The sequence below is a fragment of the Janthinobacterium amylolyticum genome, assembly GCF_051380655.1.
GTDB lineage: Bacteria > Pseudomonadota > Gammaproteobacteria > Burkholderiales > Burkholderiaceae_D > Janthinobacterium.
In genome coordinates this window covers 34,381-58,869 of sequence record NZ_JBNYXL010000019.1, presented here as the reverse complement: position 1 = coordinate 58,869, position 24,489 = coordinate 34,381, and the positions used below count along the sequence as shown (strand labels likewise).

Sequence of the window (24,489 nt, the reverse complement as noted above, 5' to 3'; positions counted from 1 at the left end):
CCATTACCTGATGCACCGGTATAACTGGATACGGCCGCATCAGTTCAACCAGGGACTGGCACCGGCCGTCGTCGAAGAAAAACTTAATATAGTGTCCGGGATGGGTTGACCACTACAGCTTGGCAAGCAAGCGTGCGCGATATTGAGTCACAAAAAACGGGCAAAAAAAAGCCCGCTGCGGGAGCGGGCTGAATCTATTTCCTGTGAGGAAGTAGAGGAGACAGGTGAATGATGCCGCATCGCAGCATCGCCATCCAATTGTATGTTGTGATGATAGAAATACGTTTCATCAATATCACGTCAGGGCCGTACCAAAAATGATGAGTTTTCGATGCGATCTTTGCTCGCGCGTCACCAGCACACGGGCTTGCTCTACGGTTACGCAAGTCTGCGGCGCAAAGCCCGCTGGCACTTTTTCCACATCCCGCCCGATGCGTTGCGGATCGTTGATCACGTCATAGTCTGCACGCTTGAAAAACAGTTGCTCGATACCGGCCTCTCCCGCTGGCAGCGGCCTGACGACGATGAGCGACCAATCCTCGCCTCCTAGAAATTGCTTTTTCTTCAGGAAGGCGTTGACCCTGCCCGCAAGTGGCGCCGAGCCGGCCAGCGCACTTTGATACAGGGACAGCGGACACAGCATCGTGCCGGCCGGCCATCCCATATCGGGCAGCGCAGTGACGGTGTCGGGGCGCAACTGGGCCAAGTGGCGATCAAACGCGTGCTTTTCCGCCGAACAGGCACCGAGGGCCATCAGCACAAGCATGCGGGCGGCGCGCAACAAAGGCATCATCAGCTTGTCTCCTTTTCAAGGACAGGAATAAGTCAGGCCATCTTAGGCCATGAAGCTGTGCAAGCAGGCACAATACCGCAACGGCAAGCTGACCATGACCGGAGCCGCACTGTCGCCGCTAAAATTGGGTCAAAAAAAAGCCCGCTGCGGGAGCGGGCTGAATCTAATTCCTGTGAGGAAGTAGAGGAGACAGATGCATGATGCCGCATCGCAGCATCGCTATCCAATTGTATGTTGTGATGATAGAAATATGATTCATCAATATCTGCGGCAGGCTCGGCATCTCAAGCGCTGGCACGCGCGATCAGTTCGTAAGCAAGCGGCGCCAAGGCCGGTGGCGCTGCGCCCTCGTCCACTTCGCCCAGGCGCTGCAGGATGGCTTGCGCGGCCAGGCGGCCGATGTCAAAGCGCGGCACGCGGATCGTCGTCAGTGCCGGACTGAGCTTTTCCGAGAACGGGAAGTCGCCGAAGCCCGCCACCGCGCACTGCTCGGGGATGCGGATGCCGAGCTGAGCCGCTGCATAGATGGCGCCGGCAGCCATGTTGTCGTTGGCAAAAAACAGGGCGTCGGGACGCTCGGCACGCGCCATTTGCTCGCTGAACACTTGCCCGCCCGCATCGAGCGGCGCCGTTACCGACGCTTGCACAATTTCCGCACGCAAACCCAGCTGCTGCATGGTTTCCTCGTAGCCCTGGGCCCGCTTGCGGGCGCGGAAATCGCTGCCGATGCCGCTGTCCACGTACACAATGCGCCGATAGCCTTGCCCGTGCAGATACAAGGTCATGTCGCGCCCCGTGGCGATATGCGAAAAGCCGATCTGTGGATATGGCCGCTCGGGGCGGATATCCCACGTTTCGATGACGGGAATCTGCAAGCCTGCCAGCAAGGTTTCCGTGGCGGCGCTGTGGTCGGCGCCCGTCAGCACCAGCGCGCGCGGCGACCAGCCGAGAAAGGCGCGCACCACCTTCTCTTCCGTCTCGACCGAGTAATCGTGGGTGGCCAGCAGCAACTGGTAATTGTGCTGCGACAAGGTGGTGGACAAGCCCTGGATGGTTTCCGCGAAGATGGAGTTCGACACGCTAGGCACGATGGCGCCCACGATGCGGCCCTGGGTCGAAGCCAGACCACCGGCCGCCTCGTTGCGGATGTAGCCGAGCTGGTCGATGGCGCGCTTGATACGGTCGCGCGTTTCCTGCGACACGCGGTCCGGTTCCTTGAAATAGCGCGACACGGAAATGGCCGAGGTCTGTGCCAATTTGGCCACATCGAACACGGTGCTGCGGCCAAGGCCACGCCGCTTGCGTACTGGGTCGTTCATGGGTACTGCCTTCTCAAAAATCGATGATTACCATGCATCATGCCATGGCCGGTCGCACAGGGGATGCCAGAGTGGCGCCGGTGCGCCGCAGTTCGCCGCACAGGTGCCGGTTGTGCCACAGAAATTTCACAGTGGAAATTAGCACCAATGAAATCATGCCGATAGTGTAACGGTTGCGCGCCTGCACCCTGCATTAAATCTGTTGACAGCCCCGTGCGATTCAAATTATATTTCGCTGTACTTGCAATGTTAGCGCTAACAAAGGCAGCAGGCAAGACCCGAGACAGCAGCACTGGAACGCCATACGCAGCGTGCCAGGCACATGAAAAGGACACACATTGAGCTCCGCTACCTCCCGCCGCACGCTGGAATCCCTGCGCAGCCAGCGCTGGCTGGCCCCAGACGACATGCGCTCGTTCGCCCACCGCCAGCGTCTGCAGCAGATGGGCTTGCGCCGCGAGGAATTCCTCGAGCGCCCCGTCATCGCCATCATCAATACCTGGAGCGACCTGTCGCCGTGCCACTCGCACCTGCGCGAACGTGCCGAAGCCGTCAAACGCGGCATCCTGCTGGCCGGCGGCTTCCCCGTCGAGCTGCCGGCCATGTCGCTGGGCGAAGTGATGGTCAAGCCTACCACCATGATCTACCGCAACTTCCTCGCCATGGAAACGGAAGAACTGCTGCGCTCCCTGCCCATCGACGGCGCCGTGCTGCTGGGCGGCTGCGACAAGACCACGCCCGGCATGCTGATGGGCGCCATCAGCATGGATATCCCCGCCATCTTCTGCCCTGCCGGCCCCATGCTCAACGACCGCTACCGTGGCCAGAGCGTAGGCGCGGGCACGCATACCAAGAAATTCTGGGACGACTACGTCGCCGGCGACATCGCCAAGCCAGAGTGGATCAAGCTGGAAGCGAAGATGACGCGCTCGCCCGGCACCTGCAACACCATGGGCACGGCATCGACCATGACGTCCATCGTCGAAGCCATGGGTTTTACCTTGCCGGGCGCCACCAGCATACCCGCCATGGACGCCAACCACGTGCGCATGGCATCGCAGTGCGGCGAGCGCATCGTGGGCATGGTGTGGGAAGACTTGAAACCGTCGCGCTTCTTCACCCGCGCTTCGCTGTCGAACGGCGTGGCCGCTTATATGGCGCTCGGTGGCTCGACCAATGCGGCCATCCACCTGACGGCCATTGCCGGGCGCGCCGGCATGGCCCTGTCGCTCGATGAAATGGATGCGATGGCGCAAAAAGTACCGGTCATCGCCAACCTCTTCCCGTCCGGCGACAAGCTGATGGAAGATTTCTTCTATGCCGGCGGCATGCCGGCCCTGCTCAAGGAAATCGCGCCGCAGCTGGACTTGACGGCCTTGACGGTCACGGGCCGCAGCCTGGGCGAGAACATCGCCGACGCCGTCTGCCTGGACGACAGCGTGATCCGCAAGGTGTCGCAGCCGCTGGCCGACGGCGCGGCGCTGGCCGTGCTGCGCGGCAACCTGTGCCCGGATGGCGCCGTCATCAAGCCGTCGGCCGCGAATCCGAAATTCGCCAAACACCGGGGCCGCGCCCTCGTGTTCGACTCGAACGCGGAAATGCTGGCGCAGATCCATGCGCCTGACCTGGACATCGATGAAAACACGGTGCTGATCCTGCGCAACGGCGGCCCCATCGGCGCGCCCGGCATGCCGGAATGGGGCAATCTGCCCGTGCCGAAAAAGCTGCTGCAGCAAGGCATCCGCGACATGGTGCGCATCTCCGACGCGCGCATGAGCGGCACCCACTACGGCACCTGCGTGCTGCACGTGACGCCGGAAGCGGCCGTGGGCGGCCCGCTGGCCCTGGTGCGCAACGGCGACATGATCGAACTCGATATTGCCGCGCGCAGCCTGAACATGGATGTGCCGGACGAGGAACTGGCGCGCCGCCGCGCCGAGTGGCAGGCGCCGGCGCAGAAATATGCGCGCGGCTACACCAAGCTGTACATGGAGCACGTGACGCAGGCCGACCAGGGCTGCGACCTGGACTTCTTGCTGGGCAACGCCGCCACGCCCGAGCCGCCGATTTTCTGACGCCGCCGCCTTCCCTACATATATAGAGAGCACAAAGTAAATATGGATATCCTGGACAACCGCTTCCGCGCCCTGCTGGCGGACAAAGCAGTACCGCTGGGCAGCTGGCTGATGGCCGGCACGCCCGTAACGGCCGAAGCCATGGGCTGCGCCGGCTTCGACTGGCTGGTGCTGGACATGGAACACGTGCCCATCGACTACCAGGACGCCTACCAGATCCTGCAGGCGCTGGGCGGCACGCCGGCCTGCCCCGTCGTGCGCCTGGCCTGGAACGACCTGGTGCAAATCAAGCGCGCGCTCGACATCGGCGCGCAGACCCTGATGTTCCCGTTCGTGGAAAACGCCACCGAAGCGCGCAGCGCCGTGGCCGCCACCCGCTATCCGCAGCCGGGCCAGGCTATTGCCGGCACGCGCGGTTTTGCCGCCATGCACCGCGCCAGCCGCTATGGCACCGTGCCCGACTACGCCACGCGCGCCAACGGCGCCGTCTTCTCGATTATTCAGCTGGAAACGCCGGCCGCCCTGGCGCAGCTGGAAGAAATCGCCGCCGTCGAGGGCGTCGACGCCCTGTTCGTGGGGCCCGGCGACCTGTCGGCTGCGATGGGCCATATCGGCAATATCGGCCATCCCGACGTGCAGGCGGCGATTGCCGACGCGGCCCGCCGCGCGCGCGCCATCGGCAAACCCATCGGCATTGTCGGCCCTTCGCCGGAAATGGTGCACACTTTCATTAGTTACGGCTATGACTACGTGGCCATCGCTTCGGACATGGGCATGATGATGCGCCAGGCCAACGCCTTTATCACGGCACTGAAACCGTCGCTGGCGAAAGCCCTCGACACAGGCGCCTACTAATCATTCAGTTGCAACGCACCGTTGCAACGCACATAGCGCGCTCAGACGCGTCATTCGCATCTTTTGGAGACAAGCATGTCAGGTGTAAAACTGGAAAAGGTCGTCAAGAAGTACGACAACGGCGTCGAAGTCATTCATGGCATCGACCTGGAAATCAAGCAAGGCGAATTCGTCGTCTTCGTGGGCCCTTCGGGCTGCGGCAAGTCCACCCTCATGCGCATGGTCGCGGGGCTCGAGTCCATCACGGGCGGCACCATCTCCATCGAGGGACAGGTCGTCAACGACTTGCCGCCGCGCGAGCGCGACATCGCCATGGTCTTCCAGGACTATGCGCTGTATCCGCACAAGTCCGTGTTCGACAACCTGGGCTTCGGCTTGAAGCTGCGCAAGTTCCCGAAGGCGGAAATCGAACAGCGCGTGCGTGCCGCCGCCACCATCCTGAAAATCGACCACTTGCTCGACCGCAAGCCGCGCGCCCTGTCCGGCGGCCAGCGCCAGCGCGTGGCCATGGGCCGCGCCATCGTGCGCCAGGCCAAGCTGTTCCTGTTCGACGAACCGCTGTCGAACCTGGACGCCCTGCTGCGCTCGGAAATGCGCACGGAAATCAAGAAGCTGCACCAGCGCATCGGCGCCACCACCATTTACGTCACGCATGACCAGGTCGAAGCAATGACCCTGGCCGAGCGCATCGTCGTGCTGTCGGGTGGAAATATCATGCAGGTTGGCACGCCGGACCAGATCTACAACGAACCCGTGTCGAAATTCGTCGCCGGCTTCACCGGTTCGCCGCCGATGAACTTCCTTGGCGCCAAGGTGGCGCGCAACGGCGCCGGCCAGGCCGAGATTGTCCTGGGCCAAGCCCGCCTGGCCCTGCCGCCAGCACGCCAGGGCGCGTGCGGCAAGCTCGACGGCCGCGCCGTGGAATTCGGCATCCGCCCGGAAGACATCACCCTGGAAGCGGCAGGCAGCGCCAGCGCCGCCCTGGCCGCGACGGTGGTGGTGGTCGAGCCGCTGGGCGCGGAAACCCTGGTCATCTTCCAGTGCGAAGGCGGCGAACTGACGGCGCGCCTGCCGCCCACCTTCGCCCTGGCGCCAGGGCAGCAAGTGACGGTGCAGCTGGACATGGAGAAATTCCATCTGTTCGATCCGCAAGGGGGCGCGGTTCTGCCCTCCCGATAAGCCGCGCACCAGCGACATACCCATTCCAAAAACAGGAGACAAGCATCATGCGTATCAAATCCCTCGTCCTGGCGCTCGGCGCCACCTTCGTCCTTGCCACCAGCGTTCATGCGCAAACCGTCAAGGTCTTTGTCGGCGGCCAGGAACGCCCCGAAGTCATGCGCGAGCTGTTCGCCAAGTTCATGGCGGCCAATCCCGGCGTCAAGATCGACCTGGAAACGGGCGGCGCCACGTCGGAACTGCAGCAGAAATACCTGAATACCGTGCTGTCGGCCGGCGACTCGACCCTGGACGTGTTCCTGATCGACATCATCCGCCCGGCGCAATATGCCTCGGCCGGCTGGATCGAAAGCCTGGACAAATACCTGGGCGCCGACCGCGACAAGGTCATGGGCCAGTACCTGCCCGCCTACAAGCAGGCGAATATGGTCGACAACAAGGTCGTGGCCCTGCCCGCCTTTGCCGACGCCATGTTCCTCTACTACCGCAAGGACTTGCTGGCCAAGTACAAGCTGGCGCCGCCGAAAACCTGGGATGAGCTGGCCACCGTGGCGCGCACCATCCAGGCCGGCGAAAAGAATCCGGAATTGCAAGGCATCAGCTTCCAGGGCAAGGCCATCGAAGGCGCCGTCTGCACCTTTTTGCTGCCGTACTGGAGCCAGGGCGGCGAGCTGATCACCAACGGCAAGCTGAGCCTGGACAAGCCCAAGGCTGAAGCGGGCCTGGCCATGTGGCGCAAGCTGGTCGACCAGGGCGTGGCGAAGAAAAACATCGCCGAAGTGGCCACCGACGATACGCGCAAGGAATTCCAGGCCGGCAACGTCTTGTTCGCCGTCAACTGGGGCTATGCCTGGAACCACTTCCAGGATGGCGCCGACAGCAGCGTGAAGGACAAAGTCGGCGTGGTCAGCCTGCCGGCCATGGCGGGCGGCAAGCCGGCCTCGTGCATTGGCGGCTGGCAGTGGGCCGTATCTTCGTACTCGAAGAACAAGGAAGCATCGGCCAAGCTGGTGCGCTGGCTGTCGAGCCCGGAAGTGTCGAAGCAGCTGGCCATCAAGGCCTCGAACCTGCCCGTCTATCCGTCCGTCTACCAGGACAAGGAAGTGCTGGCCGCCAATGGCTGGTTCGCCGATGCGCTGCCGGTGGTGCAAAGCGCCCGCTCGCGCCCCGTCACGCCGCGCTACAGCGAAGTGTCGGAAGCCGTGCGCGTGAATACGAATGCCGTGATGGCGGGCGTGAAAACGCCGGCGGCCGGCGTGGCCGAGATCGAAAACCGGGTCAAGCGCATCCTGCGCTAAATGACAGGGCGGATGGCATGCCGTCCGCCTGAACCGCGCCCAGCCGCCAGCAAGAGCGGCGGCCATGGATGCACCAGTACCCGCATAGCAAGAGACGAGGAAATCATGAGGCAACGCACCCTGAAAAGCCGCATCACGGACCCCAGCGAATCCACGCTGGCCTGGGTCCTGCTGACGCCGGCGATTCTGTTTTTACTGCTGATCGTGGCCTACCCGGTCAGCAAACTGATCTACAACAGCTTTTTCGACATCCGCCTGTCCGGCGGCGGCCTGCCCAGTTTCGTGGGCCTGGACAACTACAAGATGGCGCTGGAAGACAGCCTGTTCTGGAAGTCGCTGAAAAACACCATCATCATCACCGTCGTCACCGTGCCGGGCGCGCTGGTGGCGGGCCTGGGCCTGGCCATGCTGGCCAACATGCCGTTCAAATACCGCTGGCCCGTGCGCCTGGCGCTGCTGCTGCCGTGGGCCTTGCCGCTGGCCTTCGTCGGCCTGATCTTCGCCTGGTTCTTCCACAGCGAATACGGCCTGGTGAACGACATCATCCGCCGCATCGACCTGCTGATCCCCGGCCTGGGCTGGGAACCGCAGATCTGGTTCAATTCGCCCGCGCTGACGATGGCCGCCATCTGCATCACGACCATCTGGAAAACCTCGTCGTTCATGGCCCTGATCTTGCTGGCCGGCCTGCAAACCATCCCCGCCTCGCTGTATGAAGCGGCCGAGGTGGACGGCGCCAGCAAGTGGAAGCAATTTACGGAAGTGACCCTGCCGCTGCTGGTGCCATCGATGCTGGTGGCGCTGATCTTCCGCACCCTGACGGCCATCCAGTCCTTCGATATTCCGTACAACATGCCCGGCCCTGGCGATGAAACCAAGACCCTGGCCATGTACATCCAGTCCAATACCGTGGACTACCTGGACGTGGGCTACGGCTCGACCCTAGCGGTCTTCATGTTCCTGCTGTCGATGGCCACCACGTTCGTATACCTGAAATATGTAAGAGGAGACAAAGAATGAGCGGCCTGTTTTCATCGAAGCGCCTGCGCTGGTTCGCCGCCGCGATCGTCATCCTCAACGGCGTCTTCCCCGCCCTGTGGATTCTTTTCACCTCGCTGAAGACCGAGGGCGAACTGACGCAAAAGCCGATCACCTACTGGCCGCACGAACCGACCATCGGCAATTTCATCTCGGCCTTCCAGGACCAGCCGCTGCTGACGTTCCTGACCAACAGCCTGATCGTGGCCGGCCTGTCGACCCTGCTCAGCCTCTTCATCAGCGCGCTGGCCGCGTATGCGATCGCCCGTCTGCGCCTGCGCTTCCGCGGCCTGATCCTCACCGCCATCATCGGCGTGTCGATGTTCCCGCTGGTGACCTTGATGGTGCCGCTGTTCGAGATCATGCGCAGCCTGGGCTTGCTGAACTCCTACTGGGCGCTGGTGCTGCCGTACACGGTGCTGAACCTGCCGATTTGCACGCTGATGATGGTGAGTTTTTTCCAGGATATCCCGCGCGATATCGAGAACGCGGCCATGCTTGACGGCTGCACCCGCATCAGCGCCCTGTGGCGCATCGTGCTGCCGCTGGCTGCGCCTGGCGTGGCGACGGCCGCCATCCTGGCGTTCGTCAATTCCTGGGACGAGTTCCTGCTGGCGCTGTCGATGAATTCGGCCGTGGCTTACCGCACCCTGCCCGTCGGCATCCAGCTGTACCAGGGCGAGTTTGCCTTCCCGTGGCCGATCATTTCGGCGGCGCTGGTGGTGGCCATCGTGCCGATCGTCGTGCTGATCGTGATCTTCCAGGAAAAGGTCGTCAGCGGCCTGACCTCCGGCGGCTTGAAAGGCTGAGGCTGAAAATGAAGCAGCAGTCTCCCTTCACCCTGGCGCACGGCGACTGCCGCGCCGACGTCCATCCGGCCACAGGTGGCGCGCTGGCGGCTTTCCGCTGGCGCGGGCGCGACATCCTGCGCGCCGCGCCAGCCGGCCTGGCCACTGCGAACGTGCGGCAGATGGCCTGCTACCCCCTGGTGCCGTACTCGAACCGCATCGGCGACGCCATGCTGCCGGCCGATGGCCACACGCATGCGCTGCGCGCCAACTTCCCGCCCGAGCCGCACAGCATCCACGGCTTTGGCTGGCAGCGCGCCTGGCAGGTGCTGGCGCGCGCGGACGACAGCGCCGAACTGGCGCTCATCCACGCACCCGACGCCGACTGGCCATACGCCTGCGAGGCGCGGCAAACCGTGCTGCTCGATGCCGCCGGCCTGCGCCTGACGCTATCCGTGCGCAATGACGACACGCGCGCCATGCCCGCCGGCCTGGGTTTTCATCCCTATTTCCCGCTGGCGCCAGGCCCGCGCCTGCAGACGCAATGGGATGGCGTGTGGAGCATGGGCGATGACCACTTGCCGGCCGGCCTGGCACCCGTGTCGCAAGCGTCGCCGTTCACCGCGCCGCAGCCGGTGGCCGGCTGGCACAGCGACCATTGCTACAGCGGCTGGACGGGTCGCGCCAGCCTCGATTACGGCGACTACAAGGTGCAGCTGTCGGCCAGCGACAATTGCCGCCACCTCGTGTGCTTCGCGCCCAACGATGAGCGAAACTTCATCGCCATCGAACCCGTCACGCACGCGAATAACGCGTTTGCGCTGGCCGCGCGCGGCGCGCACGACACGGGCATGCGCCTGCTGGCGCCAGGCGAAACACTGCACATCGCCATGCGCCTGGCAATCGAGGAGAAACAGCATGCGTGAGTGGCAAGCCGAACTCGTGCTCGATGCGCGCGCCCAGCTGGGCGAATGCCCGCTGTGGAGCGTGGCCGAACAGTGTTTATATTGGATCGACATCGCCGGACGCCGTGTGCACCGCTACGATCCGGCCACAAGCCTCGACCGCGTCTGGTGGGTGCCGTGCGAGCCGGGCTGCATCGCCCTGGCGGAAAAGGGCGGCCTGGTGGCGGCCCTGCGCGACGGCTTCTACCGTTTTTATCCGCAGGAAGGCTTGCTCGACAAGCTGGCCGACGCGCCCTACGACAGCCGCGACATGCGTTTCAACGATGGCCGCTGCGACAGCGCCGGGCGTTTCTGGGCCGGCGCCATGTACGAACCGCGCAAGGCGGAACTGGCCGCCATGTTTTGCCTGGAGCGGGGCGCCACGCGCCTGGGCTGGGGGCCGCAACAGAATCCGGAGCAACACTTCGGCGTAAAGGTCAGCAACGGCCTGGCCTTCGCGGAAGATGGCAAATCCCTGTTCCAGTCCGACACGCCGAACCACGTGATCTACCGTTTTGAATTCGACGCGGCCAGCGGCCAGGTGGGCGAACGCCAGGTGTTTGCCCGCCTGCCCGTCAAGGGCGAAGCAGCCGTGTACGGCGGCCGCCCCGATGGCGCGGCCATCGATGCGGAAGGCTGCTACTGGAGCGCGCAATACGAAGGCGGCCGGGTGCTGCGCTTTTCGCCGCAGGGCGAAATCATCGGCATCGTGCGCGTGCCCGTCACGCGCCCCACCATGATCGCCTTTGGCGGCGCCGACCTGCGCACCCTGTACATCACCAGCGCGCGCGAAGGCGCTGGCGACGACGAACTGGCGCGCCAGCCGCAGGCCGGCGGCCTGTTTGCCGTGCGCCTGGACGTGGCCGGCCGCGCCGAACCCCTTTACCGGGATTGATCCCCCACACAACCCTCCCGAGGACAGCATGAACGCCAACATCACTCTCTACCCCAGCCTGCAGGACCGCGTGGTCTTCGTCTCCGGCGGCGGCTCCGGCATCGGCGCCGCGCTGGTCGAGCATTTCGCCCTGCAAGGCGCGCAAGTGGCTTTTTGCGACATCGACCGCGATGCCAGCGCCGCCCTGGCCGCGCGCCTGGCGCCCCTGTGCCGCCACGCACCCTGTTTCGTGTACAGCGACATCCGCGACATCGCCGCCTACCAGGCCAGCCTGGCCGATGTCGAGGCGCGCTTCGGCGCCATCCGCGTGCTGCTCAATAACGCGGGCCGCGACGACCGCCATTCACTGGCCGAACTGACGCCCGAGTACTGGGACAACTGCCTGGCCCTGAACCTGAAACACCACGTGTTCGCCATCCAGCAGGTGGCGCCCGGCATGGCGGCCGCCGGCGGCGGCTCCATCATCAACCTCGGCTCGATTTCATGGATGCGCGGGCGCCCCAACCTGGTCGGCTACACCACCTCCAAGGCGGGCATCGCGGGCCTGTCGCGCACCCTGGCGCGCGAGCTGGGCGAACAGAATATCCGCGTCAACGCCATCGCCCCGGGCGCCATCGCCACGGACCGCCAGACCGCCCTGTGGCGCGACCCGGACGAGGACCGCAAGTTCATCGAACTGCAATGCCTGAAATACCGGCTCGACGCGGGCCACGTGGCGCGCACGGCCCTGTTCCTGGCGGCCGATGATTCGGACGGCATCACGGGCCAGAACATCATCGTCGACGCGGGACTGGCGCAAGTCTCTGTCGCTGGCTAAGAACGCTAAAAAACCTGCTGCGCGTCGCGATTTGCGGCCTGCGATGCTCACTGTGCTAAAGCACAGCTGCGCTTCTCGGCCACAACTCGCTGCCGCTCGCTACGGTTTTTTATGCGTTCTAACAATATCAATCTTCAAGGAGGACTCTCATGTTGAACCTGCAAGACGCAAGCCTGTTGAAACAGCAATGCCTGATCGACGGCACCTGGTGCGACGCCGATGACGGCGCTACCATCGATGTCACGAATCCGGCCACGGGCGCAGTCTTCGCCACGGTGCCGCGCATGGGCGCGGCCGAGACGCGGCGCGCCATCGCCGCCTCGCATGCGGCCTTCCGCCTGTGGCGCAAGCAGACCGTGAAGGCGCGCGCCACGGTGCTGCGCGCATGGCATGCCTTGATCTTGCAGCACGCCGACGACCTGGCGCTGATCCTCACCAGCGAGCAAGGCAAGTCGCTGGCCGAAGCCAAGGGCGAGATCGTCTCGAACGCGGCCTACCTGGAATGGTTTGCCGAGGAAGGCAAGCGCGCATATGGCGACGTGATCGCGCCGCCGTCGAACGACAAGCGCATCGTCGTCATCAAGCAGCCGATCGGCGTGTGCGCGGCCATCACGCCGTGGAATTTCCCGAACGGCATGATCACGCGCAAGGCCGGCCCCGCCCTGGCGGCCGGCTGCGCGATGGTGCTGAAACCGGCGTCGCAAACGCCGCTGTCGGCCCTGGCCCTGGGCGAACTGGCGCTGCGCGCCGGCGTGCCGCCCGGCGTCTTCAATGTGGTGACGGGCGCGGCGCAAGCGATCGGCACGGAACTGTGCCACAACGACCTGGTGCGCAAGATCACGTTTACGGGGTCGACGGAAGTGGGCGCCTGGCTGTCGCGCGAAGCGGCCGGCACCATCAAGAAGCTGTCGCTGGAACTGGGCGGCAACGCGCCCTTCATCGTCTTCGACGATGCCGACATCGACGCGGCCGTTGAAGGCGTGCTGATGTCGAAATACCGCAACAGCGGCCAGACCTGCGTGTGCGCCAACCGCATCTACGTGCAGGACAGCATCTACGATGACTTCGCCGCCCGCCTGGTGGCCAAGGTGGCCGAGCTGAAACTGGGCAATGGCCTGGACGCGGGCGTCACGCAAGGCCCGCTGATCGATGAAAACGCCGTGCGCAAGATCGAGCAGCATATCGCCGACGCGCTGTCCAAGGGCGGCAAGCTGGCCATCGGCGGCAAGCGCCACGCGCTGGGCGGCAGCTTTTTCGAGCCCAGCGTGGTACTGGAAGCGAACAGCGACATGCTGGTCGCCACCGAGGAAACTTTCGCCCCGCTGGCACCGCTGTTCCGCTTCGGCAGCGAAGACGAAGTCGTCGCCATGGCCAACGCCACGCAGTTCGGCCTGGCCGGCTATTTCTACAGCCGCGACCTGGGCAGGGTCTGGCGCGTGGCCGAGGAACTGGAAGTGGGCATGGTCGGCATCAACACGGGCATGATCGCCAATGAAATGGCGCCGTTCGGCGGCGTCAAGCATTCGGGCATGGGCCGCGAAGGTTCGCATTACGGCATGGACGACTTCCTCGATATCAAATATCTGTGCATGGGAGGAATTTGATTATTTTAATGTAGCAAGACAGGCTGCCGTGCAAGTGCCAGGCAGCAGCCTGGCAGCACCGTAGCAAGCAGGGATCAGCAACGAATTCCATATAAAAAATACAGGAGACAAGATCATGCAGACGACATTACGCAAGACCACCGTGGCCGCGGCCATCACCGGCGCGCTTTTCTCGGCGTCATTTGTTAGCGCTAACGCACGCGCCGATGAACTGAGCGACATGAAAGCCATGCTGGCCCAGCTGCAGGAAAGAGTGGCGCAGATGGAGGCGAAGGCGGCCCAGCCTGCACCAGCGGCAGCCGCCCCCACGGCAGCGATGACGGCCACACCGGCATCATCGGCGGCAGCCCCGATAAAGTCCGCCACTGGCTTCAACTGGAAGCTGTACGGCCGTGGCGACATCGGCTATACGGTCTCGCGCGGCAAGGATGCCGGCGGGCGCCAGCTGACGAACCACCGCCTGAACCAGGGCGAGATGGCCAGCCGCCTGGGCCTGACGGGCGCCTGGGTCTTCAGCGATGAATACAAGGCCATCTTCGGCGTCGAGACAGGTCTGAACCTGTTCAATGGCAACGCGGGCGGCGGCACACAGAACAACACCACCTCGTCCGTGCTGTTCAACCGCGGCTCCACCGTCGGCTTTGCGTCGACCACCTGGGGCTCGGTCGAAGGCGGCACCATGTACATGGCGCCATTCTGGGTCTCGCTGGGCGCTGACCTGGCCTCGGCGCACAACTATGGCGCGAATGACTTCAGCGCCCTGTTCTCGCTCACGCGCCCCGAATCGCTGGGCCGCTACCTGAAGGACCCCGTGACGAATAACGCCAGCAAGACGACGAGTTTGGCGGGCAACAACTCGGGCACGGCCCTGTTTTATGGCAACGCCCTGCGCTACCGCAGCCCCACCTGGAACAATATCTCGGCGGAAGTGTCGTATTCGGCCGGCCAGCAGGCGTCTTCCGCCACCGACCTGGAAAACGATGGCCGCAGCTGGGCCGCCAACGTGCTGTACAAAAAGGGCGACCTGTTCCTCGGCTATGCGCACATGGATTACCAGCAGAGCAACGATATCAGCACGGCCGGTACGCCGAACTTCGTCAAGCGCAACCAGGTCACCGATATCGTCGGCGCGCGCTACAAGTGGCACGACTTTACCCTGGGCGGCTCCTACACCTCCTACCGCGTGTCGAACGCGGGCGGTTATGCGGCTGACGCCTTTGGCGTCTCGGGCGCGTATGACATCGGCAAGCACCGCATCGAAGGCAGCCTGGCGCACATCAGCTATGACGGCGCCAACGCCAGGGGCGCGTTCGGCACCAACACGGGCGATGGCGTGGGCAAGCCGAAATCGACGGCCTACTCGCTGGGCTACCTGTACAACTTCCAGCCTACCCTGTCGTTCTACGCCTACGCCACGCGCATCGCCAACAACAGCCATGCCAAGCTGGGCGTATTGCAGTTCCGGGGGGACAATAACTACTTCGGCTACAGCCCCGTCGAGCTGACCGCCGGCATGTTCCTCGTCTTTTAATTAGTGCAGTAACCCCGGCCCGCCACGCGCCACCCCGCGGGCGGCCGGTTTTCACAGGAGTTGATCGCCATGCAGTTCACACTACACCAGGAAAATGACAGCCTTGCCCTGCGCTGCGCCGGCCGCTTGCTGCTGCGCCACAGCGCCGCTGCGCCATGCGTGTTCGTCGGCCAGGGCCGCGAAAGCATGGAAATGTACCGCGGCAACTTCGAAATCGAGGATTACGTCGAAGAGCGCAGCGCCCTGCGCGGGCTGACCGTCACCGAGGCCGATGGCGCCACCACCCTGAGCTTTGCGCGCCATGCGGGAGACGCTGCGCAACTGGTGCTGGCCGTGCAGGCGACGCCGCATGGCCTGCACCTGGTGGTGCGCTACGCGGCGCCGGGCTGGAACCGTTTGTGGCTGCGCCTGCCGGCGGAACAGGACGAGCATGTGTGGGGCTGCGGCGAGCAGATGTCGTATTTCGACCTGCGCGGCCGCCACTTCCCCCTGTGGACGTCGGAGCCTGGCGTGGGCCGCGACAAGTCGACGCACCTGACGTGGCAGGCGGACGTGACGTCCAAGTCGGGCGGCGACTACTATCACACGAATTATCCGCAGCCGAGCTTCATCTCGTCGCAGCGCTATTGCCTGCATGCGGAAACGACGGCGTATGCGGACTTCGATTTCCGCCAGTCCGATTTCCACGAACTGCAGTTCTGGGCCATGCCCGAGCGCCTGGAATTCATGCTGGCCGAGACCTTCGCCGACCTGGTCGGCGTCGTCTCGCAGCGCTTCGGCCGCCAGCCGCAATTGCCCGCCTGGCTGCAAAATGGCGCCATGCTGGGCCTGAAAGGCGGCGAAGAGCACGCGCGCGCCATCCTCGCGCAGGCGCAGCAGCACGGCTTGCCCGTCAGCGCCCTGTGGTGCGAGGACTGGGTCGGCTTGCGCCAGACCTCGTTCGGCAAGCGCTTGTTCTGGGACTGGCGCTGGCAGCCGCAGCGCTACCCTGACCTGAAGAACTGGATCGCCGACCTGGGCAAGCAGGACATCCGCTTCCTCGGCTACGTCAACCCTTATCTGTGCAACGACGGCACCCTGTACCAGGAAGCGATGCAACAGGGCTTCCTGGCGACAGCCATGGATGGCGGCGCCTACCTGGTGGACTTCGGCGAATTCGATTGCGGCGTCGTCGACTTCACCAATCCGGCCGCCGCGCTGTGGTTCGAGGAACGCATACTGCGCCAGGAAATGCTCGATTTCGGCCTGTCCGGCTGGATGGCCGATTTCGGCGAGTACCTGCCGATCGACCTGCGCCTGTACAATGGCGCCGACGCGCGCCTGATGCACAATGCGTGGCCGACCCTGTGGGCCGAAGTCAATGCGCGCGCCATCGAGCGGGCCGGCAAGACGGGCGACGCCACCTTCTTCATGCGCGCCGGCTACACGGGCGTGCAGGCGCACTGCCCGCTGCTGTGGGCGGGCGACCAGTCGGTCGACTTCAGCCGCCATGACGGCTTGCAAACGGTGATCTGCGGCGCCCTGTCGTCTGGCCTCCTGGGCAATGCCTACCACCACAGCGATATCGGCGGCTATACGAGCTTGTTCGGCAACCTGCGCACGGCCGAACTGTTCCAGCGCTGGACGGAAATGGCCGTCTTCACGTCGATGATGCGCACGCACGAAGGCAACCGCCCCGACGAAAACTTCCAGTTCTACCAGGATGAACAGGTGTTCCGCCACTTCGCCAGCATGACGCGGCTGCACGTGGCGCTGGCACCGACCATCCGCGCGCTGGCCGAGGATGCCGTGGCGCGCGGCCTGCCGCTGCAGCGCCCGCTGTTCCTGCACTATGAACACGACCGCGCCACCTACGCCATCCAGGACCAGTACCTGTTCGGCCCCGACCTGCTGGTGGCGCCCGTGCACGCGGCCGGCGCCGCGCGCTGGAGCGCCTACCTGCCGCAAGGCGATGCCTGGATCCACCTGTGGAGCGGCACGGCCTTCGACGGCGGCCAGCGCGTGGAAGTCGATGCGCCGCTGGGCCAGCCACCCGTCTTCGTGCGGCGCGGCTGCGCGCAGCAGGACTTTTTCCTGTCGCTGGCGAAATGAGCGTGGCATGAGCGTGGCGTCGCACCTGCTATTCCTGGCCTGCGTGGCGCTGGCCAGCGTGGCGCAGAACCTGACGGGCTTTGCCTTCGGCCTGATCCTGCTGGGACTGACGGCCGTGCTGCACCTGGCCAGCCTGGCCGATGTGGCCAACGTCGTCAGCGTGCTGGTGCTGGCCAATGCGGCCATCACGTTTGGCCGTTCGCGGCCGCAGCTGGCCTGGCCCGTGTTCGCGCCGTCGCTGGCCGCCAGCTTGCTGGGCGTGGCTGCGGGCGTGGTGCTGCTGGGCTGGTTCAGCGCGCAGCAAGTGACCCTGCTGCGCTTCCTGCTAGGCTGCGCCATTGTAGTCTGCGCCTTCATGCTGGTGCTGCGCGCCAGCGCGCGCGCGCGGCAGTCCAGCCTGCCCGCCTTCCTGTTCTTCAGCGGCGTGTCCGGCGTGATGGGCGGCCTGTTCGCCAGCGCCGGCCCGCCCATGGTCTACCACCTGTACCGCCAGCCGTGGGCGGCCGAGACGATACGCCATTTTCTCATCGTGCTGTTTGCGGCGAACGCCGTGCTGCGCCTGGCCCTGGTGCTGGCGCATGGCCAGTTCAGCATGACGGCCGTGTGGCTGACCGTGGAAGCCTTGCCGCTGGTGATGGGCCTGACGTGGCTGGCGCGCCGCCACCCTTCGCGCCTGCCTATCGAACAGGTGCGCCGCACCGTCTTCGTGCTGCTGCTGATCGCCGGCCTGGCCCTGGTGCTGCCGCCCGTGCTGTCGCTGCTGGCCTGCGGCGGCGCCGTTTTTTAGCCTTTTTATACTTTTACCAGACGAGCCCTCCATGTCCGCTTCCCGCTTTTCTTCCCTGCCCCCCGACTGCGACCTGCTGGTCGTCGGCGGCGGCATCAATGGCGCCGGCATCGCGCGCGACGCGGCCGGCCGCGGCCTGCGCGTGGTGCTGTGCGAACAGCACGACCTGGCGCAGCACACCTCGTCCGCGTCCACCAAGCTGATACACGGCGGCCTGCGCTACCTCGAGTACTATGAATTCAAGCTGGTGCGCAAGGCACTGCAGGAACGCGAAGTGCTGCTGCGCGCCGCGCCCCACATCATGTGGCCGATGCGCTTCGTCATGCCGCACGACGCCGCCCAGCGCCCCGCCTGGATGATACGCGCTGGCCTGTTCCTGTACGACCACCTGGCCAAACGGGCATTTCTGCCTGCCTCGCAAGGCATCGCCCTGGACAAGCACGCGGCCGGCGCGCCCCTGAAAACGGGCTACCGCAAGGGCTTCGTGTATTCCGACGGCTGGGTCGACGACGCCCGCCTAGTGGTGCTCAACGCGCTCGACGCGCAGGAACACGGCGCGCACATCCTCACGCGCACGGCCTGCGTCGATGCGCGCCGCGATGGCGGCGCCTGGCAAGCCACCCTGCAAGCCGAGGATGGCCAGCGCAAGACCCTGCGCGCACGCGCCATCGTCAACGCGGCAGGACCGTGGACGGCGCAATTTGCCGGCGCGGCCGGCGGCGGCAAGACGCAGGGCCTGCGCCTGATCAAGGGCAGCCACATCATCGTGCCGCGCCTGTTCGAGCATCCGCATGCCTACATTTTCCAGAATCCCGACCAGCGCATCATCTTCGCCATCCCCTACCAGGACGACTTTACCCTGATCGGCACTACGGACGAGGAATACAAGGGGGACGTGAGCCAGGTCAAAATCAGCCAGATGGAAATCGATTACCTGTGCCAGGCCGCGAACCGCTATTTCAAGCGCGAGATCGGCTCCGCCGACGTCGTGTGGACGTATTCCGGCGTGCGCCCGCTGCTCGACGACAGCGCGCAGAACGCCTCGGCCGTCACGCGCGACTACCTGCTGGAAGTGGCGCGCGGCGAGGCGGCGACGGGCGCGCCGCTGCTCAATATCTGGGGCGGCAAGATCACCACCTACCGCAAGCTGGCAGAGGAAGCACTGGGCTTGCTGGTGCCCCTGCTGGACAATGCCGCCGCGGCATGGACGGCCGAGGCGCCGCTGCCCGGCGGCGACCTGCAGCAGGCGAACCGACTGGTGGACAGCCATGATTTCGACGCCTTCCTCGCCCGCTTCCAGCGCGACCACGCGTGGCTGCCGCCCGCGCTGGCGCGCCGCTATGCGCGCGCCTACGGCAGCCGCGCCACACGCCTGCTGACGGGCGCCGCCTCGCTGGCCGACCTGGGCGCGCAGCTGGCGCCGGGCCTGTACGAGGCCGAAGCGTGCTATCTGATCGAGGTGGAATGGGCCAGAAGCAGCGACGACATCCTGTGGCGGCGCAGCAAACTGGGCTTGCGCTGCGCGCCGGCCGACGTGGCGCGCCTGCAGCAGTGGCTGGCGGTGCATCTGGCGCAGGAGGTGGCGGCATGACGTATTTGCTGGCCCTCGACCAGGGCACCTCCAGTTCGCGCAGCATGGTCTTCGATGAAACAGGCGCCATCGTCGCCGTGGCGCAGCGCGAATTTCGCCAGCTGTTCCCGCAGCCGGGCTGGATCGAGCACGACCCGATGGAAATCTGGCACAGCCAGATCGAGACCTGCCGCGAAGTGCTGGCCAAGACGGGCTTGCGGGCCGATGCGCTGGGCGCGCTGGGCATCACCAACCAGCGCGAAACGACGGTGGTGTGGGACCGCGCCACGGGCGAACCCGTCTACAACGCCATCGTCTGGCAAGACCGCCGCACGGAAGCGCTGTGCGAGGACTTGCGCGCGCGCGGCCTGGCCGGCGCCATCCACGCGAAAACAGGCCTGGTGCTCGATCCGTATTTTTCCGGCACCAAGCTGCGCTGGATACTCGACGCCGTGCCCGGCGCCCGCGCGCGGGCCATGCGCGGCGAACTGGCCTTCGGCACCATCGATACCTGGCTGGCGTGGAAAATGACGGGCGGCCGCCTGCACGTGAGCGACGTCAGCAACGCTTCGCGCACCATGCTGTGGAACCTGCATGAAGGCTGCTGGGATGCCCAGCTGCTCGACTGGCTGGGCATTCCCGCCAGCCTGCTGCCATCCGTCCACCCGTCGAGCCACGTGTATGGCGAAACGGATGCGGAGGTGCTGGGCAGCCCCGTCATCATCGGCGGCATCGCCGGCGACCAGCAGGCGGCGCTGTTCGGCCAGACCTGCTTCAAGCCGGGCATGGCGAAGAACACCTATGGCACCGGCTGCTTTTTGCTGCTGAATACGGGCGACCAATGCGCGCAATCGCAGCATGGCCTGATCAGCACGGCCGCCTGCCAGGTGGGCACGCAGCCCGCGTATGCGCTCGAAGGCAGCGTCTTCATCGGCGGCGCCGTGGTGCAATGGCTGCGCGACGGCCTGGGTGCCATCGGCCACGCGGGCGAAGCGGAAGGCCTGGCCGCCTCCGTGCCCGACTCGGGCGGCGTGGTCTTCGTGCCGTCGTTCACGGGACTCGGTGCGCCCTACTGGGTGCCGTCCGCCAAGGGCGCCATCCTGGGCTTGAGCCGCGGCAGCACGGTGGGCCACATCGCCCGCGCGGCATTGGAAGCGATCGCCTTCCAGAGCGCCGCCCTGCTGGGCGCCATGACGCGCGACGCGCAAGCACCGATCACCGAGCTGCGCGTGGACGGCGGCGCCTGCGCCAACAACCTGCTGCTGCAATTCCAGGCCGACCTGCTGGGCATTCCCGTGGTGCGCCCGCAAGTGATCGAAACAACGGCCCTGGGCGCGGCCTACCTGGCGGGCCTGGCCATCGGCGTGTATCAAAGCACCGACGAGCTGGCATCGCACTGGCGCGCGGAAAGAACCTTCCTGCCCACCATCGGACGCGACCAGGCTGCCAGCCTGATGCAGCAGTGGGAAGTGGCGGTGCGGCGGTTTACGGGGAATGGGGAGGGATAATTGACGCTTGCGGCGGCCTGCAAGTCAGCACGCCGCCCGCGGGCGGCGGCGATACCTGGCAAGCTGGGCAAATTAACGGGCAAGGAAGGTATTGAGTATCGACAAGGTAAGCAGTATCACGCCCGCGCCCATGCCGATCGCCGCGACCAGATTGCGGCTGCGCTCTTCATCTTGCAAGAATTGATGTAACAATCGCGCCATGGTCGAACTCCTTGTACTTAATTCCTTGTATTTAATTCCTTGTACTTCAGGCCAGTCACCTTATCCCTGTGTTGTCAAGTGAATGCCCGGGTATAAGCCTCCGGCCGCGATGGTGAGGATCGGCGAGGCAAGCAGCACGCAATTGTGCCGCAGCGATTTCAGCCACCCGGTGAAGCCGCACTTTTTCGTCGAAAAACGGGGCCTGCCGCCGCGATCAGCGCATGAAATATCAGCACGGCGGCCGCCAGCCGGAAGGCGTTCGTGCTCCACAGCTGCGATACCGCCTGGCCGGCCGCAGGATGCTGCAATTCATACAGTCCGTTGACGCACATGCCCTACCCACGACAACTGGCCATCCTTGATGGCCACCAATGGATTGGCCTGCGCCTTTTCCGTTGTGGACAGGTCAAAAAGAAAGAAGGCGCTCAAAAACACGAGGGGTAACAGGGTTGGGACAAACAGATTCACCAGAGGCCAGTCGTTCATGACGCCCCATGGACACACTTGACGCGACAAGATGTGCAACTTGAAACGGTGGCAGTATCAACGAAGTGGACTTTGATAAAAGTCATGCGCAGGCGGTCTTGTGAAAGCGCCAGCGCCGCACAAAAAAAAGCCCGCTGCGGGAGCGGGCTGAATCTATTTCCTTGGAGGAGATAGAGGAGACAGATGCATGATGCCGCGTTGCAGCATATAAAACCACTTTATATTCGTGATGTCAGAAATACGCAGCAGTGATATTACGGGCAACAAGCAATTCCATGCGGCAACTTTTATGCCGCTACTTCCATTTTCCCGTCGCCAGAACGCAACATATTCTTGATGCCGCGCAGCGCTTGCCGCACACGGGCCTCGTTTTCGATCAGGGCAAAGCGTACGTATTCATCGCCATATTCGCCGAAACCGATGCCCGGCGACACGCTGACCTTGGCCTTTTGCAGCAGCAGCTTGGCGAACTCCAGCGAGCCCAGGTGGCGGTACGCTTCCGGGATGTGCGCCCAGATGTACATCGATGCTTTCGGCTTTTCCACCATCCACCCTGCCTCATGCAAACCTTTCACCAGCACGTCGCGGCGACGCTGGTATTGCGCGCAGATGTCCGTCACGCAGCTTTGATCACCTTCCAGCGCGGCGATGGCCGCCACTTGCACGGGCGTAAAACTGCCGTAGTCGTGATAGCTCTTGATGCGCGCCAGGGCCGCCACCAGTTCCGCATTGCCGACCATGAAGCCGATGCGCCAGCCCGCCATGTTGTAGCTTTTCGACATGGTGAAAAACTCGACGGCCACGTCGCGCGCGCCCGGCACCTGCATGATGGACGGCGCCTTCCAGCCGTCGAAGGTAATGTCGGCATACGCCAGGTCATGCACCACCAGAATATTGTGCTGCTTGGCCAGCGCCACCACGCGCTCGAAAAATTCCAGTTCCACGCATTGCGCCGTCGGGTTGGACGGGAAGCCCAGCACCATCATTTTCGGTTTCGGGTAGCTTTCCCTGATCGCCCGTTCCAGCTCGGCAAAGAAATCCACGCCCGGTCCCATGCGCACGGAGCGGATGTCGGCGCCCGCGATGACGGCGCCCCAGATGTGGATCGGGTAGCTGGGATTCGGCACCAGCACCGTGTCGCCACGGTCCAGGGTGGCCAGCATCAAATGCGCCAGGCCCTCTTTCGAGCCGATGGTGACGATGGCTTCGCTGTCCGGGTCGATGTCGACGTCGTAGCGTTTCTTGTACCAGTGCGAAATGGCGCGGCGCAGGCGGGGTACGCCTTTTGAAGCGGAATAGCCATGCGTGTCGGGACGTTTGACGGTGTCGATCAGCTTGTCCACGATGTGCGCCGGCGTGGCGCCATCGGGATTGCCCATCGACATGTCGATGATGTCCTCGCCACGGCGGCGCGCGGCCATCTTGAGCTCGGCGGTGATATTGAAAACGTAGGGGGGAAGGCGATTGATGCGCGAAAAGCTGCGCGGAGCTTGGCTGTCGGTCATGGTTATCTCTTTACGTAAGCGCCCGGATCCGTCCGAGCGACGTTGGCGCAAGAGCCTGTCCCGGCAGGGAGCGTCCTCTGCTAGCAGTTCATCAGATGCGCGGACTAGGCGTGAGGAGGACGCGTGGCGAACCACGCGACGACGAGCAACGCAGTCCCCGCTTCTGAGGGGCGCTAGCAAAGGATGTATTCATCTGCCGGGATAGGCTCCAAGTGTGCCTGCAACGATACTAACCCGGCTTTGCAAGAACTGGCAAGGGCGATTCGGACACGCTACAATACGCGCTGATCGAAAATGAGCGCACCGGTTGGTAACCCGGTAAGTGCCCGGCACAGTCCGGCATGCTCCCGCCCACGCGGACCCACGGCGCTGACCCTTGGCTGTACCACCAGCCGGGGAGGCGGTCTGGTTCGTGCTGCTTTTCCGCCGCGCCATCCCTCCCCTGTTTTTTTACTTTAGGAATGAGACGGATGGCAACACACGACACCGCAGTAACTGGCATCACCCTCGACCGTGCCGGCATGGAACAGCAGCTGGCGCTATCGCTGCGCCACTTCATCGATTGCGCGTTTGATGGCGAAGACTTGTCGCGCCTGGATTTGCAAGGCTGCACCTTCGAGCGCTGTACCTTTGCCGAAACCAACTTGTTCGCCAGCAAACTGGCGCGCAGCACCTGGCGCCGCTGCCGCGCGGGCAGCGCCGACTTCGAATCCGTCGACGCCGTCGACGCGACGTTTGAAGGCTGCGACCTGAACAACACGAAGTGGCGGCGTTCCAAGCTGGCCTCGGTCACCTACTGCGGCTGCAAGCTGACGGGCGCCTCGTTCGAGGAAGCGGCGCACCTGGGCCTGACCTTCGAAGACAGCCTGCTGGTGGGCGCCGATTTGCGGGGATTCTCGTTCCGCAAGGCGACATTAAAACAACTGGATTTTTCCGACGCCTACCTGGCCGGCTGCGATTTCCGCGAGGCCGTCTTCGAAGGCGGCAGCCTGCGCAATGCCACCATCAAGCTGGCGAAGTTCCAGGGCGCGGACTTGCGCGGCGCCGACATCGACGGCTTCAAATTGAATGACGCCGCCCTGCTGAAAGGCGCCGTGATCACGCATGCGCAGGCGGCCAACTTCATGCGCGCGCTCGATCTGGTGGTGATTTGATTTCAACAGGCAAAAAAAAGCCCGCTGCGGGAGCGGGCTGAATCTATTTCC

21 protein-coding genes are annotated in these 24,489 nt (G+C 64.4%); 16 read left to right on the top strand and 5 right to left on the bottom strand.

Annotated elements, in window-relative coordinates:
• Positions 1-295: 295 nt before the first annotated feature.
• Both ACQ4WR_RS27795 and ACQ4WR_RS27790 read right to left on the bottom strand, forming a co-directional pair.
• Positions 296-793 (bottom strand): hypothetical protein, encoded by a 498-nt coding sequence (locus tag ACQ4WR_RS27795; protein WP_436491296.1) that lies wholly within the window; start codon positions 791-793, stop codon positions 296-298.
• Between the two features lie 284 nt (positions 794-1,077).
• On the bottom strand, positions 1,078-2,112 hold the full coding sequence (locus ACQ4WR_RS27790; protein ID WP_436491294.1) for a LacI family DNA-binding transcriptional regulator: 1,035 nt from the start codon (positions 2,110-2,112) through the stop codon (positions 1,078-1,080).
• A 338-nt stretch (positions 2,113-2,450) separates the two neighbouring features.
• Between ACQ4WR_RS27790 and araD the strand changes: the two genes are divergently transcribed.
• From araD to glpK, 15 genes are all read left to right on the top strand, one after another.
• Positions 2,451-4,187 carry an L-arabinonate dehydratase gene (araD, locus tag ACQ4WR_RS27785; RefSeq protein WP_436491292.1) on the top strand — a complete coding sequence of 579 codons (1,737 nt, stop codon included), beginning with the start codon at positions 2,451-2,453 and terminating at the stop codon, positions 4,185-4,187.
• A 42-nt stretch (positions 4,188-4,229) separates the two neighbouring features.
• The gene (locus ACQ4WR_RS27780; protein ID WP_436491290.1) at positions 4,230-5,042 is read left to right on the top strand and encodes an HpcH/HpaI aldolase family protein; all 813 of its coding nucleotides are present in this window, start codon (positions 4,230-4,232) and stop codon (positions 5,040-5,042) included.
• Between the two features lie 75 nt (positions 5,043-5,117).
• Positions 5,118-6,221, top strand: coding sequence for an ABC transporter ATP-binding protein (locus tag ACQ4WR_RS27775; protein WP_436491288.1), 1,104 nt, complete (start codon positions 5,118-5,120; stop codon positions 6,219-6,221).
• A 47-nt stretch (positions 6,222-6,268) separates the two neighbouring features.
• Entirely contained in the window at positions 6,269-7,519 is a 1,251-nt protein-coding gene (locus ACQ4WR_RS27770; RefSeq protein ID WP_436491286.1) for an ABC transporter substrate-binding protein, read from the top strand.
• 105 nt (positions 7,520-7,624) lie between these two features.
• Positions 7,625-8,539, top strand: coding sequence for a carbohydrate ABC transporter permease (locus tag ACQ4WR_RS27765; protein ID WP_102298450.1), 915 nt, complete (start codon positions 7,625-7,627; stop codon positions 8,537-8,539).
• Positions 8,536-9,366: a carbohydrate ABC transporter permease gene (locus ACQ4WR_RS27760; RefSeq protein WP_102298452.1), complete on the top strand. Its 831-nt coding sequence runs from the start codon at positions 8,536-8,538 to the stop codon at positions 9,364-9,366. The genes ACQ4WR_RS27765 and ACQ4WR_RS27760 overlap by 4 nt, the downstream gene beginning before the upstream one ends.
• 8 nt (positions 9,367-9,374) lie before the next feature.
• Complete coding sequence (locus ACQ4WR_RS27755) at positions 9,375-10,271, top strand: aldose 1-epimerase (RefSeq protein ID WP_436491284.1); 897 nt, start codon at positions 9,375-9,377, stop codon at positions 10,269-10,271.
• Positions 10,264-11,184 carry an SMP-30/gluconolactonase/LRE family protein gene (locus ACQ4WR_RS27750; protein WP_436491282.1) on the top strand — a complete coding sequence of 307 codons (921 nt, stop codon included), beginning with the start codon at positions 10,264-10,266 and terminating at the stop codon, positions 11,182-11,184. Before ACQ4WR_RS27755 ends, ACQ4WR_RS27750 begins: the two co-directional genes overlap by 8 nt.
• Positions 11,185-11,212: 28 nt before the next feature.
• A complete protein-coding gene (locus ACQ4WR_RS27745) occupies positions 11,213-12,001 on the top strand; it encodes an SDR family NAD(P)-dependent oxidoreductase (protein WP_436491280.1) in 789 nt (262 codons plus the stop codon).
• Between the two features lie 149 nt (positions 12,002-12,150).
• Entirely contained in the window at positions 12,151-13,605 is a 1,455-nt protein-coding gene (locus ACQ4WR_RS27740; RefSeq protein ID WP_436491278.1) for an NAD-dependent succinate-semialdehyde dehydrogenase, read from the top strand.
• Positions 13,606-13,720: 115 nt separating this feature from the next.
• Entirely contained in the window at positions 13,721-15,136 is a 1,416-nt protein-coding gene (locus tag ACQ4WR_RS27735; RefSeq protein ID WP_436491276.1) for a porin, read from the top strand.
• A 69-nt stretch (positions 15,137-15,205) separates the two neighbouring features.
• Positions 15,206-17,227, top strand: coding sequence for an alpha-glucosidase (locus ACQ4WR_RS27730; protein WP_436491274.1), 2,022 nt, complete (start codon positions 15,206-15,208; stop codon positions 17,225-17,227).
• A gap of 7 nt (positions 17,228-17,234) precedes the next feature.
• On the top strand, positions 17,235-18,014 hold the full coding sequence (locus tag ACQ4WR_RS27725) for a TSUP family transporter (protein ID WP_436491272.1): 780 nt from the start codon (positions 17,235-17,237) through the stop codon (positions 18,012-18,014).
• Positions 18,015-18,045: 31 nt separating this feature from the next.
• Positions 18,046-19,605, top strand: a complete 1,560-nt coding sequence (gene glpD / locus ACQ4WR_RS27720) for a glycerol-3-phosphate dehydrogenase (RefSeq protein WP_436491270.1) — start codon at positions 18,046-18,048, stop codon at positions 19,603-19,605.
• Positions 19,602-21,092 (top strand): glycerol kinase GlpK, encoded by a 1,491-nt coding sequence (glpK, locus tag ACQ4WR_RS27715; protein ID WP_436491268.1) that lies wholly within the window; start codon positions 19,602-19,604, stop codon positions 21,090-21,092. The genes glpD and glpK overlap by 4 nt, the downstream gene beginning before the upstream one ends.
• A 72-nt stretch (positions 21,093-21,164) precedes the next feature.
• Here glpK and ACQ4WR_RS27710 read toward each other — a convergent pair whose 3' ends face one another.
• The 3 genes from ACQ4WR_RS27710 to alaC form a co-directional block, all read right to left on the bottom strand.
• Positions 21,165-21,293, bottom strand: a complete 129-nt coding sequence (locus ACQ4WR_RS27710) for a hypothetical protein (RefSeq protein ID WP_436491267.1) — start codon at positions 21,291-21,293, stop codon at positions 21,165-21,167.
• A 309-nt stretch (positions 21,294-21,602) separates the two neighbouring features.
• Entirely contained in the window at positions 21,603-21,779 is a 177-nt protein-coding gene (locus tag ACQ4WR_RS27705; RefSeq protein WP_436491265.1) for a hypothetical protein, read from the bottom strand.
• 287 nt (positions 21,780-22,066) lie between these two features.
• Positions 22,067-23,284 carry an alanine transaminase gene (alaC, locus tag ACQ4WR_RS27700; protein WP_436491264.1) on the bottom strand — a complete coding sequence of 406 codons (1,218 nt, stop codon included), beginning with the start codon at positions 23,282-23,284 and terminating at the stop codon, positions 22,067-22,069.
• Positions 23,285-23,745: 461 nt separating this feature from the next.
• Between alaC and ACQ4WR_RS27695 the strand changes: the two genes are divergently transcribed.
• Entirely contained in the window at positions 23,746-24,438 is a 693-nt protein-coding gene (locus tag ACQ4WR_RS27695; RefSeq protein WP_436491262.1) for a pentapeptide repeat-containing protein, read from the top strand.
• The last annotated feature ends 51 nt before the right edge of the window (positions 24,439-24,489 follow it).

Coding starts and splice junctions, on each gene's coding strand:
- ACQ4WR_RS27695 (WP_436491262.1), top strand. CDS start 23,746: ATGAGACGGATGGCAACACACGACACCGCAGTAACTGGCATCACCCTC.
- glpD (WP_436491270.1), top strand. CDS start 18,046: ATGTCCGCTTCCCGCTTTTCTTCCCTGCCCCCCGACTGCGACCTGCTG.
- ACQ4WR_RS27775 (WP_436491288.1), top strand. CDS start 5,118: ATGTCAGGTGTAAAACTGGAAAAGGTCGTCAAGAAGTACGACAACGGC.
- ACQ4WR_RS27710 (WP_436491267.1), bottom strand. CDS start 21,293: ATGGCGCGATTGTTACATCAATTCTTGCAAGATGAAGAGCGCAGCCGC.
- ACQ4WR_RS27780 (WP_436491290.1), top strand. CDS start 4,230: ATGGATATCCTGGACAACCGCTTCCGCGCCCTGCTGGCGGACAAAGCA.
- ACQ4WR_RS27725 (WP_436491272.1), top strand. CDS start 17,235: ATGAGCGTGGCGTCGCACCTGCTATTCCTGGCCTGCGTGGCGCTGGCC.
- ACQ4WR_RS27790 (WP_436491294.1), bottom strand. CDS start 2,112: ATGAACGACCCAGTACGCAAGCGGCGTGGCCTTGGCCGCAGCACCGTG.
- ACQ4WR_RS27745 (WP_436491280.1), top strand. CDS start 11,213: ATGAACGCCAACATCACTCTCTACCCCAGCCTGCAGGACCGCGTGGTC.
- ACQ4WR_RS27705 (WP_436491265.1), bottom strand. CDS start 21,779: ATGAACGACTGGCCTCTGGTGAATCTGTTTGTCCCAACCCTGTTACCC.
- ACQ4WR_RS27730 (WP_436491274.1), top strand. CDS start 15,206: ATGCAGTTCACACTACACCAGGAAAATGACAGCCTTGCCCTGCGCTGC.
- ACQ4WR_RS27795 (WP_436491296.1), bottom strand. CDS start 793: ATGATGCCTTTGTTGCGCGCCGCCCGCATGCTTGTGCTGATGGCCCTC.
- ACQ4WR_RS27760 (WP_102298452.1), top strand. CDS start 8,536: ATGAGCGGCCTGTTTTCATCGAAGCGCCTGCGCTGGTTCGCCGCCGCG.
- ACQ4WR_RS27750 (WP_436491282.1), top strand. CDS start 10,264: ATGCGTGAGTGGCAAGCCGAACTCGTGCTCGATGCGCGCGCCCAGCTG.
- ACQ4WR_RS27740 (WP_436491278.1), top strand. CDS start 12,151: ATGTTGAACCTGCAAGACGCAAGCCTGTTGAAACAGCAATGCCTGATC.
- ACQ4WR_RS27735 (WP_436491276.1), top strand. CDS start 13,721: ATGCAGACGACATTACGCAAGACCACCGTGGCCGCGGCCATCACCGGC.
- ACQ4WR_RS27770 (WP_436491286.1), top strand. CDS start 6,269: ATGCGTATCAAATCCCTCGTCCTGGCGCTCGGCGCCACCTTCGTCCTT.
- ACQ4WR_RS27765 (WP_102298450.1), top strand. CDS start 7,625: ATGAGGCAACGCACCCTGAAAAGCCGCATCACGGACCCCAGCGAATCC.
- glpK (WP_436491268.1), top strand. CDS start 19,602: ATGACGTATTTGCTGGCCCTCGACCAGGGCACCTCCAGTTCGCGCAGC.
- alaC (WP_436491264.1), bottom strand. CDS start 23,284: ATGACCGACAGCCAAGCTCCGCGCAGCTTTTCGCGCATCAATCGCCTT.
- ACQ4WR_RS27755 (WP_436491284.1), top strand. CDS start 9,375: ATGAAGCAGCAGTCTCCCTTCACCCTGGCGCACGGCGACTGCCGCGCC.